General features: G+C 69.7%; 13 protein-coding genes. 8 read left to right on the forward strand and 5 right to left on the reverse strand.

All coding sequences use genetic code 11. From position 1 onward, the window contains the following. The 3 genes from AB0269_RS00135 to AB0269_RS00145 are packed head-to-tail and all read left to right on the forward strand — an operon-like array spanning window position 1 to window position 1903. On the forward strand, window positions 1–381 hold the full coding sequence (locus AB0269_RS00135) for a DUF1048 domain-containing protein (protein ID WP_366209174.1): 381 nt from the start codon (window positions 1–3) through the stop codon (window positions 379–381). Next, window positions 378–1142 carry an ABC transporter ATP-binding protein gene (locus tag AB0269_RS00140; RefSeq protein WP_366209175.1) on the forward strand — a complete coding sequence of 255 codons (765 nt, stop codon included), beginning with the start codon at window positions 378–380 and terminating at the stop codon, window positions 1140–1142. Before AB0269_RS00135 ends, AB0269_RS00140 begins: the two co-directional genes overlap by 4 nt. Next, window positions 1139–1903 carry an ABC transporter permease gene (locus AB0269_RS00145; protein WP_366209176.1) on the forward strand — a complete coding sequence of 255 codons (765 nt, stop codon included), beginning with the start codon at window positions 1139–1141 and terminating at the stop codon, window positions 1901–1903. Before AB0269_RS00140 ends, AB0269_RS00145 begins: the two co-directional genes overlap by 4 nt. A 108-nt stretch (window positions 1904–2011) precedes the next feature. Here the strand turns inward: AB0269_RS00145 and AB0269_RS00150 are convergent, their stop codons facing one another. After that, complete coding sequence (locus tag AB0269_RS00150; protein WP_366209177.1) at window positions 2012–2434, reverse strand: VOC family protein; 423 nt, start codon at window positions 2432–2434, stop codon at window positions 2012–2014. A 78-nt stretch (window positions 2435–2512) separates the two neighbouring features. After that, window positions 2513–4243, reverse strand: coding sequence for an FAD-binding protein (locus AB0269_RS00155; protein ID WP_366209178.1), 1731 nt, complete (start codon window positions 4241–4243; stop codon window positions 2513–2515). Between the two features lie 71 nt (window positions 4244–4314). Here AB0269_RS00155 and AB0269_RS00160 point away from each other — a divergent pair, with 71 nt between their 5' ends. Beyond that, window positions 4315–5241 (forward strand): LysR family transcriptional regulator, encoded by a 927-nt coding sequence (locus AB0269_RS00160; RefSeq protein ID WP_366209179.1) that lies wholly within the window; start codon window positions 4315–4317, stop codon window positions 5239–5241. A 72-nt stretch (window positions 5242–5313) separates the two neighbouring features. Here the strand turns inward: AB0269_RS00160 and AB0269_RS00165 are convergent, their stop codons facing one another. The 3 genes from AB0269_RS00165 to AB0269_RS00175 form a co-directional block, all read right to left on the reverse strand. Beyond that, window positions 5314–6315 carry an FUSC family protein gene (locus tag AB0269_RS00165; RefSeq protein ID WP_366209180.1) on the reverse strand — a complete coding sequence of 334 codons (1002 nt, stop codon included), beginning with the start codon at window positions 6313–6315 and terminating at the stop codon, window positions 5314–5316. A gap of 99 nt (window positions 6316–6414) precedes the next feature. Next, the gene (locus tag AB0269_RS00170; RefSeq protein WP_366209181.1) at window positions 6415–7161 is read right to left on the reverse strand and encodes an NAD(P)H-binding protein; all 747 of its coding nucleotides are present in this window, start codon (window positions 7159–7161) and stop codon (window positions 6415–6417) included. Next, complete coding sequence (locus AB0269_RS00175) at window positions 7158–7601, reverse strand: hypothetical protein (RefSeq protein WP_366209182.1); 444 nt, start codon at window positions 7599–7601, stop codon at window positions 7158–7160. The genes AB0269_RS00170 and AB0269_RS00175 overlap by 4 nt, the downstream gene beginning before the upstream one ends. A 97-nt stretch (window positions 7602–7698) precedes the next feature. Here AB0269_RS00175 and sigJ point away from each other — a divergent pair, with 97 nt between their 5' ends. The 4 genes from sigJ (at window position 7699) to AB0269_RS00195 (ending at window position 12553) form a co-directional block, all read left to right on the forward strand. Next, complete coding sequence (gene sigJ, locus AB0269_RS00180; RefSeq protein WP_366209183.1) at window positions 7699–8580, forward strand: RNA polymerase sigma factor SigJ; 882 nt, start codon at window positions 7699–7701, stop codon at window positions 8578–8580. A 24-nt stretch (window positions 8581–8604) separates the two neighbouring features. Then, complete coding sequence (locus tag AB0269_RS00185; protein WP_366209184.1) at window positions 8605–9939, forward strand: M20/M25/M40 family metallo-hydrolase; 1335 nt, start codon at window positions 8605–8607, stop codon at window positions 9937–9939. An 8-nt stretch (window positions 9940–9947) separates the two neighbouring features. Further along, window positions 9948–11405 carry an MFS transporter gene (locus AB0269_RS00190; RefSeq protein WP_366209185.1) on the forward strand — a complete coding sequence of 486 codons (1458 nt, stop codon included), beginning with the start codon at window positions 9948–9950 and terminating at the stop codon, window positions 11403–11405. Window positions 11406–11563: 158 nt separating this feature from the next. Next, complete coding sequence (locus AB0269_RS00195; protein ID WP_366209186.1) at window positions 11564–12553, forward strand: ABC transporter substrate-binding protein; 990 nt, start codon at window positions 11564–11566, stop codon at window positions 12551–12553. The last annotated feature ends 27 nt before the right edge of the window (window positions 12554–12580 follow it).

Consider the following 12580-nt stretch of genomic DNA (forward strand, 5'->3'; position numbering starts at 1 on the left):
ATGGCAGCCAAGTGGATCGAAGCGATCACCGGATCGCTCGAGCAGAAGAAGCAGTACAAGCAGAGCATGGGGCGCATCGACGCCCTCCCCGCGCCCTATCGCGCCACCGCGAAGGCGCTGCACCACTACATCCTGACCTCGGGCGGGATCGTCGACGGCGAGACCATGATCCGCATGTTCGACGACTTCGCCGACCTGTGGGAGCAGGCCGCCGCTGATCGCACGCCCGTGCGCGAGATCGTGGGGGAGAACCCCTCCGAGTTCGCCGACACGTTCGTGCAGGCCTATGCCGGCAAGCACTGGGTCGACAAGGAGCGGGCGCGCCTCGCCGCCGCGATCGACGCCGCCGTGTCCGAACAGCCTCCTGAGGAGGAGCGATGATCCGCGTCGCAGGCGTCACCAAGTCGTTCAAAGACCTGCAGGTGCTCAGGGGCGTCGACTTCGAGGTCGAGGCGGGCACGATCTTCGCCCTGCTCGGTTCGAACGGCGCGGGCAAGACGACGCTCATCCGCATCCTCTCGACGCTGCTCGCAGCGGATGCCGGCACGGCCGTCATCGACGACCACGACGTTGCGGCATCCCCGAGCGCCGTCCGCGAATCGATCAGTCTCACCGGGCAGTTCGCCGCGGTCGACGAGGTCCTCACCGGGCGCGAGAACCTCGTGCTCGTCGCTCGGCTGCGTCACCTGCCGGACCCGGCCGCGATCGCCGACGGCCTGCTCGCGCGCTTCTCGCTGACGGACGCGGGTGGCCGCCGTGCCGGCACCTACTCCGGCGGCATGCGCCGCCGGCTCGACATCGCGATGAGCCTGGTCGGAGGCCCACCAGTCGTCTTCCTGGATGAGCCGACCACGGGCCTGGACCCGCAGTCGCGCATCGAGGTCTGGCAGACGGTCAGGCAGTTGGCGGATGCCGGCACCACCGTGCTGCTGACCACGCAGTACCTCGACGAGGCCGAGCAGCTCGCGGATCGGATCGCGATCCTCCACGAGGGCACGATCATCCAGAACGGCACGCTGGCGGAGCTCAAGAACCTGCTGCCCGCCGCCGAAGTCGAGTACGTCGAGAAGCAGCCGAGCCTGGAGGACGTCTTCCTCGCCCTCGTGGGGCCGGCATCGGAATCAGGGAGCGCAGCAGCATGACCAGTCACGTCCTCAGCGACACGCGCGTCCTCACCGGGCGATCGCTGCGCCACATCCTGCGCAGCCCCGACACGATCATCACCACCGCGATCACGCCGATCGCTCTGCTCATGCTGTTCGTGTGGGTGTTCGGCGGCGCGATCGACACCGGGGGCGCGGGGTCGTACATCGAATACATGCTCCCCGGCATCCTGCTCATCACGATCGCCTCCGGCATCTCGTACACCGCCTACCGGCTGTTCCTCGACATGCAGGGCGGGATCTTCGAGCGGTTCCAGTCCATGCCGATCGCGCGCTCCAGCGTGCTGTGGGCTCACGTGCTCACCTCGGCGGTGGCGAACATCCTGTCCGTCGCGATCGTCATCGGCGTCGCATTCGCCATGGGTTTCCGCACCGGGGCATCGTTCGGCGCGTGGCTCGGCGTCGTGGGCATCCTGCTGCTGTTCACCCTGGCGCTCACCTGGCTGGCCGTGATCGCGGGCCTGTCGGCGAAGACCGTCGATGGTGCGAGCGCGTTCAGCTACCCGTTGATCTTCCTGCCGTTCATCAGCTCGGCCTTCGTGCCGACGGCATCCATGCCGGGTCCGGTCGCGTGGTTCGCCGAGCACCAGCCGGTCACCTCGATCGTCAACACGATCCGTGCGCTGTTCGCCGGTGAGCCGGTGGGCGGCGACATCTGGGTCGCGATGGCGTGGCTCGTCGGCATCCTGATCGTCGCCTACGGCTTCGCCGTGGCGGTGTACAGCAAGAAGCTGCGCTGACGGTTCGCGCCCCAGCGGCGCGCCGAAAGAAGGATTTCCGGGCTTCGGACGCGTCTGAAGCCCGGAAATCCTTCTTTCGAACCCGAGGGCGCGCGCGGGGGCGCCGGGTCAGGCGAACGAGTCCTCGATCGCGACCATCCACGAGATGCCGAAGCGGTCGACGAGCATCCCGAACTCACCGCCCCATGGGGCCTCACCGAGAGGCATGATGGCGGTCCCGCCGTCGACGAGCCCGTCCCAGGCGCGGTGCAGGTAGTCGGTGTCGACGGATCCGCCGCTGAGCGACACCGAGATCCCGGCCGGCTCGCGGTACTCCATGCCGGTGGGGGTGTCGGATGCCATGAGCACGAGCCCGCCCGGCGCGTTCAGCTGCGCGTGCATGATGAGGTTCTCCTCGCCCTCGGCAGTGCCGCTGTCGGGCATGTCGCCGAAGGTGCTGACCTCGAGATCGCCGCCGAGGACGCCCTGGTAGAACCCCATCGCCTCGCGGGCGTTGTCCTTGAACGAGAGGTAGGGGTTGAGGTTGGTCACGGCTGCTCCTTCGTCGGGGTGCGGATGCCACCAGTGTGCGCTCCGTGTGCCGTGACCTCAACCCCTTTCAGGCGCTGTTCACTCGACGAGCTTGCCCTCGCTCGAGACGTCGCGGATGAGCGCGGCGATCTCGTCAGGCACCGGCGGGATCTCCTCCCGGGTCACGCCCGTCGTGGGGGACCACACGAGGTTCACCTGCAGGGCGGGATCGGTGTCGGGGAAGTCGCTGCGGTTGTGGCATCCGCGGGTCTCGCGCCTCTCGAGAGCGGCCTCGAGGGTGGCGCGCGCCGCCAGCGCAGATGCCTTCAGATCGAATGCGTGCGCGAGGTCCTGGAAGCCGGCGATGTCGGGGTGGATGCCGATGTCATGCATCCGCGCCTCGATCGCCTCGAGCTCGGCGAGACCGGCGAGCAGCCCGGCCTCCGAGCGGACGACGCCGGCGTGCTCGGTCATGGTGTTGCGGATCGCACGCTGCAGGGCACGCACGTTCTCCCGGCCGTCGGCGGCGAGCAGGTCGTCGATCTCGGCGCGAGCCGCGGCCACGGCATCCGCTGATCGGTTCTGCGCCGCAAGACCGGCGGCGTGCGCCATCGCGGCCTGCCCGACGATCCGGCCGTACACGAGCAGCTCGATCAGTGAGTTGCCGCCCAGTCGGTTCGCGCCGTGCAGGCCGCTGGACGCCTCGCCGATCGCGTAGAGGCCGTCGACGTCGGTGCTGTGGTCGTCCGGCCTGACCCACACGCCGCCCATCGAGTAGTGCGCGGTCGGGGCGATCTCGATCGGGTCGGTGGTGATGTCGAGCATCTGCAGCTCCATCATGGTCTGGTAGACCCGCGGCAGACGGGTCATGATCGTCTCGCGCGGCAGGTGCGACACATCGAGCCAGACGCCGCCGTTCTCGGTGCCGCGGCCCTCGGCGATCTCGGTGTAGGCGGCGAGGGCCACGCGGTCGCGGGTCGACAGCTCCATGCGCTCCGGGTCGTACGCCGCCATGAAGCGCTCGCCGAGGGCGTTGCGCAGGATGCCGCCCTCGCCGCGCGCCGCCTCCGAGATGAGCGTGCCCGCCGCGTTCTCGGGCTCGATGATCCCGGACGGATGGAACTGCACGAGCTCGGGGTCGCGCAGCCGCGCCCCCGCCTCGACGGCGAGGCGGAACGAGTCGCCGGTGTTCTCGTCGCGGCGCGACGACGTGCGGCGCCAGATGCGGTTGTGCCCGCCGGCGGCGAGGATCACGGCATCCGCATGGATGAGGTAGCGCGTGCCGTCGGCCTGGTCGAAGCCGTAGGCGCCGAAGACTGTGCCGTCGCGCACGAGCAGGCGGGTGATGTAGACGCCGTCGAGGATCGGCACATCGAGCTCTTCGGCGCGGCGCACGAGGGTGCGCTGGATCTCGAGGCCGGTGTAGTCGCCGGCGAACGCCGTGCGGCGGAAGGTGTGCGCGCCGAAGAAGCGCTGCGAGATGCGGCCGTCGTCCTCGCGGGCGAAATCCATGCCCCAGCGTTCGAGATCGCGGATGCCGCGCTCCGCGCCCTGCGTGACGACCTCGACCGTGTGCGGGTTCGCGAGGAAGTAGCTCTCCTTGATGGTGTCGGCGGCGTGCTGCTGCCAGGTGTCGTCTTGATCCATCGTGCCGAGCGCGGCGTTGATGCCGCCGGCCGCGAGAGCGGTGTGCGCGTCGTTCCGGGGACGCTTGCCGACGGCGAGGACGTCGACGCCGTGCTCGGCGACCTCGATCGCGGCGCGGAGGCCAGAGCCGCCGGTGCCGATGACGAGGACGGTGGTGGAGATCTGGCGTTCGCGAGTGGGCATGCATTCCACGCTAGGAACGCGAGCTCCATAACTCCAATGCATAATGCGCCTGATCACGATAGACTGAAGGCATGAATTTGGAGCAGTTGCGGGGATTCGTCGCTGTCGCGGAACTCGGGCACTTCACCCGCGCATCCGAGAAGCTGCATCTGGCGCAGCCGTCGCTCAGCCGCCAGATCTCGACGCTCGAGCAGGAGCTCGGCGCCGAGCTTTTCCACCGGGCGCGCGGCAACATCTCGCTCACAGCCGCCGGCGAGACCCTCCTGCCCCGCGCTCGACGCATGCTCACCGACGCCGACACGATCCGCGACGAGATGGCGGAGCTCGCGGGTCTCCAGCGCGGACGGGTGCGCCTGGGGGCGACCCCGACCCTGTGCATCAGCCTGGTGGCCGAGGTGCTGCGAGCTTTCCACGACGCGCATCCCGGTGTCGAGCTGCAGCTCGTCGAGGGCGGGTCGAACATGCTCGTCGACCAGCTGGCCGCCGGCGCGGTCGACATGGCGCTCGTCACGATCTCGGAGGGGCGTCCGGTCGCCGGCACCGCTCTCGTGCGCACGCCGCTGCTGACCGAAGAGCTCGTCGTCGTCTCGTCGGCCGACCAGCCGCCGATCGCGGACTCGGCGATCGATCTCGCGCACCTCGCCGAGCTGCCGCTGGTCGCGCTCGCCGAGAGCTACGACCTGCGCGATGCGACGGATGCCGCGTTCCGCACAGCAGGCCTCACGCCGTCCCTCGTGGTCGAGGGCGCCGAGATGGATGCGGTCCTGCGGTTCGTCGAGCGCGGCATCGGCGTCGCCGTGGTCCCGGCCACCGTTCCGGTCGACCGGCCGACGCTGCGGTCGGTGCGGCTGACCGACCCGCAGCTCGAGCGGACGATCGTGCTCGCGCATCGCAACGACGTGAATCCCACTCGCGCGGCCGCGGCGATGCGCGACGTCATCACGCACACCGCCGACTACCTCGCCGCGCGCTCTCCCGAGACCCTGCACGCGGTCTGACGGACCCGTTCGGGTCGCACTTCCTGTCGTTCCGAGCGCGTCAGGTCGCCCGGCGTCAGGTGGCCCGGCGCGTCAGGAGGTCCTGCGCGGATGCAGGAGGCCGGATGCCGCGCCGAGAGCCGAGCCGACGATCGTGTCGATCACGCGCTCGAGGGCGACGTCCATCGCGCCGATCTGACCGGTCGCGGCTCCCGTGAGCAGCAGCACGAGCGGGGTGATGAGCATGAGCGCGAGTGCGTAGTGCCGTACGACGACGAGCTCGACGCTGAACTGCAGGATGCCCAGCAGCAGGGCGATCCACAGCCCCTGGGGGTGCAGCAGCGCGATCAGGGCGTAGACGCCGACACCGAGCACGGTGCCCAGCATCCGGTGCAGGCCGCGCTGGAAGGCGGCCCGGCGCTCCGCGGCGAGGCCGATCACGGCGACGCCGGCCCCCACGATCCAGTGGCTGCGGGTGGGGTCCACGAACGCGCCGATCAGCACACCGAGCACCGCCACGATCGACACGCGCAGCACGAGCATGCGCGACGCGTCGTCGAACGACGGCCCCGGCATGAGCTGCGACAGCGGCCGCGGCTCGTGCGAGCGCACGCGGGGGATGAGCAACGGCGTGATCGCGACGAGATACGAGAACGCGCAGCCGCCCGCGAAGGCGGCGACATAGGCGAGCGGCGAGATCGCACCGGTGCTGGTGATCTGCGCCGAGAGACCGAACACGAGGACGAAGAAGATCGGGCCCGGCGGGCCGAGCCGGAACCCGAAGCACAGCCCCGCCGTGACGACCGCGATGACGATGGTGCCGATGCCTGACAGCCAGTGGTCGCTGCCGGCGATCGTCCCCAGGGCGGCGCAGGCGACGAGGGCCGCGGCGATCAGGGGCAGCGCTCTCGCGCGGTCGACGACGGGGGAGGCGCCGAAGAAGAGCACCGTGAATGCGCCGGCGCCGGCGATGAATCCGAGCGTGGGCAGCCCGACGAGCGTCATGACCGCGACCGGTATCGAGATGCCCAGGGCCGCCTGCAGGCCGAGCTGCCAGCGCGGACCTCTGGACGGGGCGAAGGCGAACAGGCTCACTGAACCATTCTGCCGTGCCGGTCGGCTGCCCCCGGGTGTCCAGGTCGCAGAAGACGTCGCTCTGGCGCCGGGATGACAGCAGTTTCTGCGACCTGGACGTCAGGGATGCTGCTGCGCGACCCACTCCGCGAACGTCTGCGTGCCGAGGTCGGCGTCGGGGCCCGGCAGGGCGAGCCCCTCGCGCATACCCTTCATCTGCTTGGTCGGGATGCTGATCGAGGGCACCCAGCGGCGGTGTCCGACCGCCTTGGCGTAGGCCTTGACCATGGCATCCATCGCCTCCTCGCGGGGGCCGGCGAAGTCGCGGGCCCTGCCCTGCGGCGCACCCGCCGCGAGGGTCGCGAGCCGCTCACCGACCTCGGCTGCGGCGACCGGCTGCGTCCGTGCCCGCGGCGCGAGGTGCAGGGGCCCGGCCTTGGCACCTGCGAACATCTGCGCCGCGAACTCGTGGAACTGCGTGGCGCGCTGGATGGTCCACGGCACGGGCGACGCCTCGACGACCTTCTCCTGCGCGATCTTGCCCGCGTAGTAGTCGTACGGCATCCGATCGATGCCCACGATCGACAACAGGACGACGTGCCCGACGCCGGCACGGCCGGCGGCGGCGACGAGGTTCCCCGTCGCCGCCGTGAAGAACGAGCGTGCGGCATCCGCGTTCAGCGTCGAGATGTTCGCGGTGTCGATGACCGCGTCGACGCCGTCGAGTGCGGCATCCAATCCCTTTCCGGTGACCAGGTCCACGCCCTGCGACCGGGTGAGGATCACCGCCTCGTGCCCGGCATCGCGCACGGCCTGCACGGTCGGGCGGCCGACGACCCCTGTTCCTCCTGCGATGGCGATCTTCATCCGATGCTCTCCTTCTCGTCGATTCTCGTCTCTGCGCACCTCTCAATGCGAGGCCCTGGCAGCATGAGCACGATCCCCAGCAGCAGGCTGCCGCCGAGGCCGATGATGTTCCCGATCACGTCGATCACGGGCATCCCGCCGAACTGGGCGGCGTGATAGATCAGGTGCGGGATCCCGAACACCGTCCACGCGACGCCGACGACGCGTCCGGGCTCGGGCCCGCGGGTGAACGCGGCCGCGATGCTCGCCGCGGCCAGCGCGAGGTACAGCGCGCCGACGTCGCGGATGAGGTGCTCGTTGAACGGACCGTCCACAGCGATCCACACGCGGCCGAGGCCGGGGAACGAATCGTAGAAGGACTCCGGCCATGCCGCGGCCCACAGGCCGACGAACGCGCCGACCAGGGCGGTCGCTCCCAACAGGATGCGTCTCAGTGTCATGCTCACACCTCTTCGACGACGCAGCTTGCAGGAATGTGAGCCGAGACCTCACATTCGCTCTGTCCGCATCGTCGACACTGCGGGAGGATGTGACGCGATGGATGAGATCGACGCGCTCGAGGCGGAGCGGCGGAACCTGCTCGCGCTGGCGTATCGGATGCTGGGCACGGTCGCCGACGCCGAGGACGCCGTGCAGGAGACCTACCTGCGCTGGTACCGGCTGACGGGCGCCGAACGGGAGCAGATCGCCAACCCGGCCGCCTGGCTCACCCGGGTCGCCGGGCGCGTGTGCCTGGATCATCTCGGCTCCGCGCGAGCGCGGCGCGAGCGATACGTCGGGGAATGGCTGCCGGAACCGGTGCCGGGGGAGTCGGCGATCGCGGCATCCGTTCCGGTGGATCCGCTCGACCGGGTCAGCCTCGACGAGTCCGTCAGCGTCGCGCTGATGGTCGTGCTCGAATCGCTGACGCCTGCGGAGCGGGTCGCGTTCGTGCTGCACGACATCTTCGCCGTGCCGTTCGCCGAGATCGCCGAGACCGTCGGGCGCACACCCGATGCCACCAGGCAGCTCGCCTCCCAGGCGCGCCGGCGCATCCGCGAACGCCGTGCCGGCGCCGCCTCCCGAGAGGCGCATGATGCCGTGGCGCGGGCATTCGCCGAGGCGACGGCGACGGGCGACCTCGCCGCGCTCATCGGCGTCCTCGACCCCGATGTCGTGCTGCGCGCCGACGGCGGCGGCAAGATCTCGGCGGCGCGTCGTCCCGTGTTCGGCGCCGATCGTGTCGCGCGGTTCCTGCTCGGGCTCCCGCACCTCGAACCCGCGGCGACGATCGAGCCCACTCGCACGCCCGAGGGGCTCGCGTTCCTCGTCCGCCTGCACGGCCGGGCGGACTCGGTGATCTCGGTGGACGTCGCGGGGGATCGGATCGTCGCGGTCTACATGGTTCGAAACCCCGACAAGCTCACGCTCTGGCGGTGAGGTCGCGCTGGATACGATGACGAGGTGAGCACACCGTCCGTGCGCCCCGGCATCGCCGAGCGTCTGTCCCGCATGATCCAGTTGCCGACCGTCTCGGCAGAGTTCGACGAGCGCGGCATGGGGCCGTTCGAGGAATTCGTGGCGCTGATCGCCGAACTGTATCCGCTCGTCCATGGGCGGCTGACGCGGGAGCGCGTCACCGACCTCGGTCTGCTGTTCCATTGGAAGGGCCGATCGGATGCCGCGCCGATCGTGCTCATGGCTCACTACGACGTCGTCCCGGTCGACGAGTCCGATGCATGGACGCATCCGCCGTTCTCCGGAACGATCGCGGACGGCCGTGTGCACGGCAGGGGCGCCCTCGACGACAAGGGCCCGCTGATCGTCATCCTCGAGGCCGTCGAGAACCTGCTCGCCGACGGCTTCACCCCGGAGCGCGACGTGTACCTCTCGTTCGGCGGCAACGAGGAGACCTTCGGCGCCGCGGCGGTCGAGATCGCCCGGCTCTTCCGGGATCGGGGCATCACCCCCTGGCTCGTCGTCGACGAGGGCGGCGCCGTCGTCGACGCGCCGCTGTCGTTCGTGCAGGGCCGGGCCGCCATGATCGGCGTGGGGGAGAAGGGCGTGCTGACGGTGCGCCTGACCGCGCGCGGCGACGGCGGCCACGCCTCTGCGCCGCCGACCCTCACTGCCGTGCGGCGCATCGCCAGGGCGCTCAGCCGCCTGGCCCCCGGGACGTTCCGGCCGCGCACGCCGCAGGCCATCTCGCGGATGCTGGCGCAGTTCTCCGAGCAGGCGAGCGGGCCGTCGCGGCTGCTGCTGAAGGTGCTCGCGGCCGCTCCGCCCGTGACCGCTCGGGTGTTCGCCGCTCTCGGAGGAGAACCGGCAGCCATGGTGCGCACGACGGTCGCGGCGACCATGCAGTCAGGGGGAACGGCGGCGAACGTCATCCCCTCGCAGGCCTCCGCCACAGTCAATCTGCGCATCGCGCTCGGCGAGACCGTCATCGGATCCGTCACGCGCCTGCGCCGACGCATCCGCGACCCGCTCGTCGAGGTCGAGGTCCTCGAGGGCAGCGAACCGTCGCCGGAGTCCCCGACGGACAACGAGCAGTTCGCCCTCCTCGGCGCGGCCCTCGAGCGAGCGTTCCCCGGTGTGCGGCCCGTGCCGTACGTGATGATGGCGGCGACGGACTCGCGACACTTCCACCGGTTCGCGCCGGCCGTGTACCGCTTCGCTCCGCTGGAGATGTCGAACGCGCAACGCGCGGCGATCCATGGCGTCGATGAGAACGTCGAGATCGCTACGCTCGAGCGAGGCGAGCAGTTCCACCGCGCGCTGCTCCAACTCCTGAACTGAGGACGAAGATGTCTCACAAGGTCACCCTCGGCGCGCTCGCCGCCGTGGTCGGATTCCTCGCGTTCGTCGAGTTCACCAGCGGCGTGCTGCAGGGGTACTACACCCCGATGCTCTCCGACATCGCCAGGCACCTGCAGATCCACGATGCCGACGTGAACTGGTTCGAGGGCACCCAGCTCATGCTGTCGGCCCTGGTCGTCCCGGCGTTCGCGAAGCTCGGCGACATGGTCGGGCACAAGCGGATGCTGCTGATCTCGACCGCCCTGACCGCGGCGGCTGCGCTGGCGCTGCCGTTCACCGACTCGTTCTGGGTGTTCCTCGTCGCGTGGACGCTGATGGGCTTCTACGTCGTCTGGCTGCCGCTGGAGATCGCTCTGATCTGGTCGCGGTCGCGCCGCATGGAGGGGCGCTCGTTCATCACGGCGCGGGCTGCAGGCCTTCTCGTGGCGGCGCTCGAGGCCGGGGCAATCATCGGCGCGCTGGTCGGCGGGGCCCTCGTCGACGTGCTGCCGCTGACGGTCGTGCTGCTGATCCCCGCCGTGCTCGTCGTCATCTGCTTCTTCGTGATCCTGTTCGGGGTGAAGGAATCACCGGATCAGACCGGCGGCGTGCTCGACACCACAGGGCTCGTGCTCATCTCGATCGCACTGATCTGCTTCACCGGCGGGCTCAGCCTGCTCCGGCTCGAGGGTGGACTGGTGAACCCGTGGTCGTGGGCGGTCGTGGCCCTCGGGCTGCTGCTGATCGTGCCGTTCGTGCTGTGGGAGCTGCGGCACGACGATCCGCTCATCGACGTGCGGATGTTCCGCTCCCCGGCGCTCGGGCCGGTGTTCCTCACCGCGGGACTCTTCGGCGTCAGCGTGCTCGGCGCGCAGGCGCCGTTGTCGACGTTCGCGCGCACGGATCCCGCGGTCTACGGCTACGGCCTGGGCACGACCGGGTTCGCGACCTCGCTCATCATCGGCATCTACCTCATCGGCATGATCGCGGGTGCTCTGCTGTTCCCCGTGATCGCCCGGCTCGCGACGCCGCGCCTCACCCTCATCGGCGCGTCGAGCCTCGTCGCGATCGGGTTCCTGCTGTTCCTGCCGTTCCACGATGCATACGCGCAGGCGATCACGAACATGGTGATCATCGGGCTCGGCTCGGGCGCGCTCGTCGCGGCGCTGCCGGCGGCCGCGGCATCCGCGGCTCCCGAGACGCAGACCGGAGTCGCCACCGGGCTCACGAACTCCGTGAAGACGGTGGGCGGGGCGATCGCCTCGTGCGTCTTCGGCATCGCGCTGCTGCACGGTGCGGCGTCGACGGCCGGCGGTGCGGAGGGCACGGCCGGTTCCCTCGCGGGATACATGACCGTCTGGATCGTGTGCGGCGTCACGGCGCTGGCCGCGGCCGTGCTGCTGCTGTTCGTGCCGAAGCAGGCGTTCACGGATCGCGTGTCAGAGGTGGATGCCGCACTGAGGTGATCGACGGGCCGCGTGGGCCTCCACTCTCGCGTATGCCGCCGACATCGCACCAGGCGCGATTTCAGGTTCCTCGCAGGTTCGCGCTAGCCTGATCTCGGTTCGCACAGGTAAGCCTTACCTAATTCGGAATCACCTCACCGCAGAACAGGAGTCCCTCCATGTCCATGCCCAGAACTCTCGCGGCAGCAGCCTTCGGCGCCGTTTCCCTCCTCGCGCTCGCCGGATGCAGCAGTGCGCCGGCCGACGCTGAAGCGCCCGAGACCGCAGCCGAGGACTACTACCCGATCACGGTGACGGACATGGCGGGCAACGAGGTGACGATCGAGAGCGCGGAGAGCGTCGCGATCACCGACAACCGCTTCTTCCAGCTGGCCGCCGACTGGGACCTGCCGATCTCGGTCGCCCCGCGCGACCTCATGAGCCCCGAGAACCCGCTCGCCGACGACGAGGAGATCCTCAACATCGGCACGCACAGCGAGCCGGACTTCGAGCAGATCGTCGCAGCCGACCCCGACCTCGTCATCAACGGCTACCGGTTCAGCGGCGAGGAGAACGCACAGGGCGTGCAGGACGCCGCCCCCGACGCCGCCTTCGTCGAGATGACCGGCCCTGAGGATCAGTCGGTCGACGAGTACGTCGTGGAGAGCCTCACTCTCATGGGCGAGGTCTTCGACCGGAAGGACGAGGCAGCCGCGCTCATCGAGGAGTTCCACGCCGCCGTCGACGGCGCGAAGGCGGCCTACGACACCGACAGCACCGTCATGGGCCTGATCACCTCGGGCGGCGAGATCAACTACGCGAACCCCATCGACGGTCGCGGATCGAGCATCTTCTTCGATCTGCTCGACCTCACCCCGGCGCTGGATGCCGAAGGCTCCGAGAACCACACCGGTGACAGCGTCTCGCTCGAAGCGCTCGCCGGCGCGAACGCCGACCACCTCATCGTCCTCGACCGCGACGCCGCGGTCGGCGAGGGCGAGGTCACGCCCGCGCTCGACCTCATCAACAGCTCGGCCGCGCTCGAGAACGTCCCGGCCGTGACGAACGAGAGCATCTACGTCTTCCCCGCGGACTACTACCTCACCGAGGACGTGTTCGCCTACACCACGGTGCTGAACGGCCTGGCAGACCTCTTCGCCCAGAAGTGACCTGCTGAGACTCGACGGACGGGCCGC

It is taken from the genome of Microbacterium sp. NPDC077644 (assembly GCF_040702785.1).
GTDB lineage: Bacteria > Actinomycetota > Actinomycetes > Actinomycetales > Microbacteriaceae > Microbacterium.

What these genes read in the sequence shown, in the direction of transcription:
- AB0269_RS00135 (WP_366209174.1), top strand. Translation starts at nt 1, where the DNA reads ATGGCAGCCAAGTGGATCGAAGCGATCACCGGATCGCTCGAGCAGAAG.
- AB0269_RS00140 (WP_366209175.1), top strand. Translation starts at nt 378, where the DNA reads ATGATCCGCGTCGCAGGCGTCACCAAGTCGTTCAAAGACCTGCAGGTG.
- AB0269_RS00145 (WP_366209176.1), top strand. Translation starts at nt 1,139, where the DNA reads ATGACCAGTCACGTCCTCAGCGACACGCGCGTCCTCACCGGGCGATCG.
- AB0269_RS00155 (WP_366209178.1), bottom strand. Translation starts at nt 4,243, where the DNA reads ATGCCCACTCGCGAACGCCAGATCTCCACCACCGTCCTCGTCATCGGC.
- AB0269_RS00160 (WP_366209179.1), top strand. Translation starts at nt 4,315, where the DNA reads ATGAATTTGGAGCAGTTGCGGGGATTCGTCGCTGTCGCGGAACTCGGG.
- AB0269_RS00170 (WP_366209181.1), bottom strand. Translation starts at nt 7,161, where the DNA reads ATGAAGATCGCCATCGCAGGAGGAACAGGGGTCGTCGGCCGCCCGACC.
- AB0269_RS00175 (WP_366209182.1), bottom strand. Translation starts at nt 7,601, where the DNA reads ATGACACTGAGACGCATCCTGTTGGGAGCGACCGCCCTGGTCGGCGCG.
- sigJ (WP_366209183.1), top strand. Translation starts at nt 7,699, where the DNA reads ATGGATGAGATCGACGCGCTCGAGGCGGAGCGGCGGAACCTGCTCGCG.
- AB0269_RS00190 (WP_366209185.1), top strand. Translation starts at nt 9,948, where the DNA reads ATGTCTCACAAGGTCACCCTCGGCGCGCTCGCCGCCGTGGTCGGATTC.
- AB0269_RS00195 (WP_366209186.1), top strand. Translation starts at nt 11,564, where the DNA reads ATGTCCATGCCCAGAACTCTCGCGGCAGCAGCCTTCGGCGCCGTTTCC.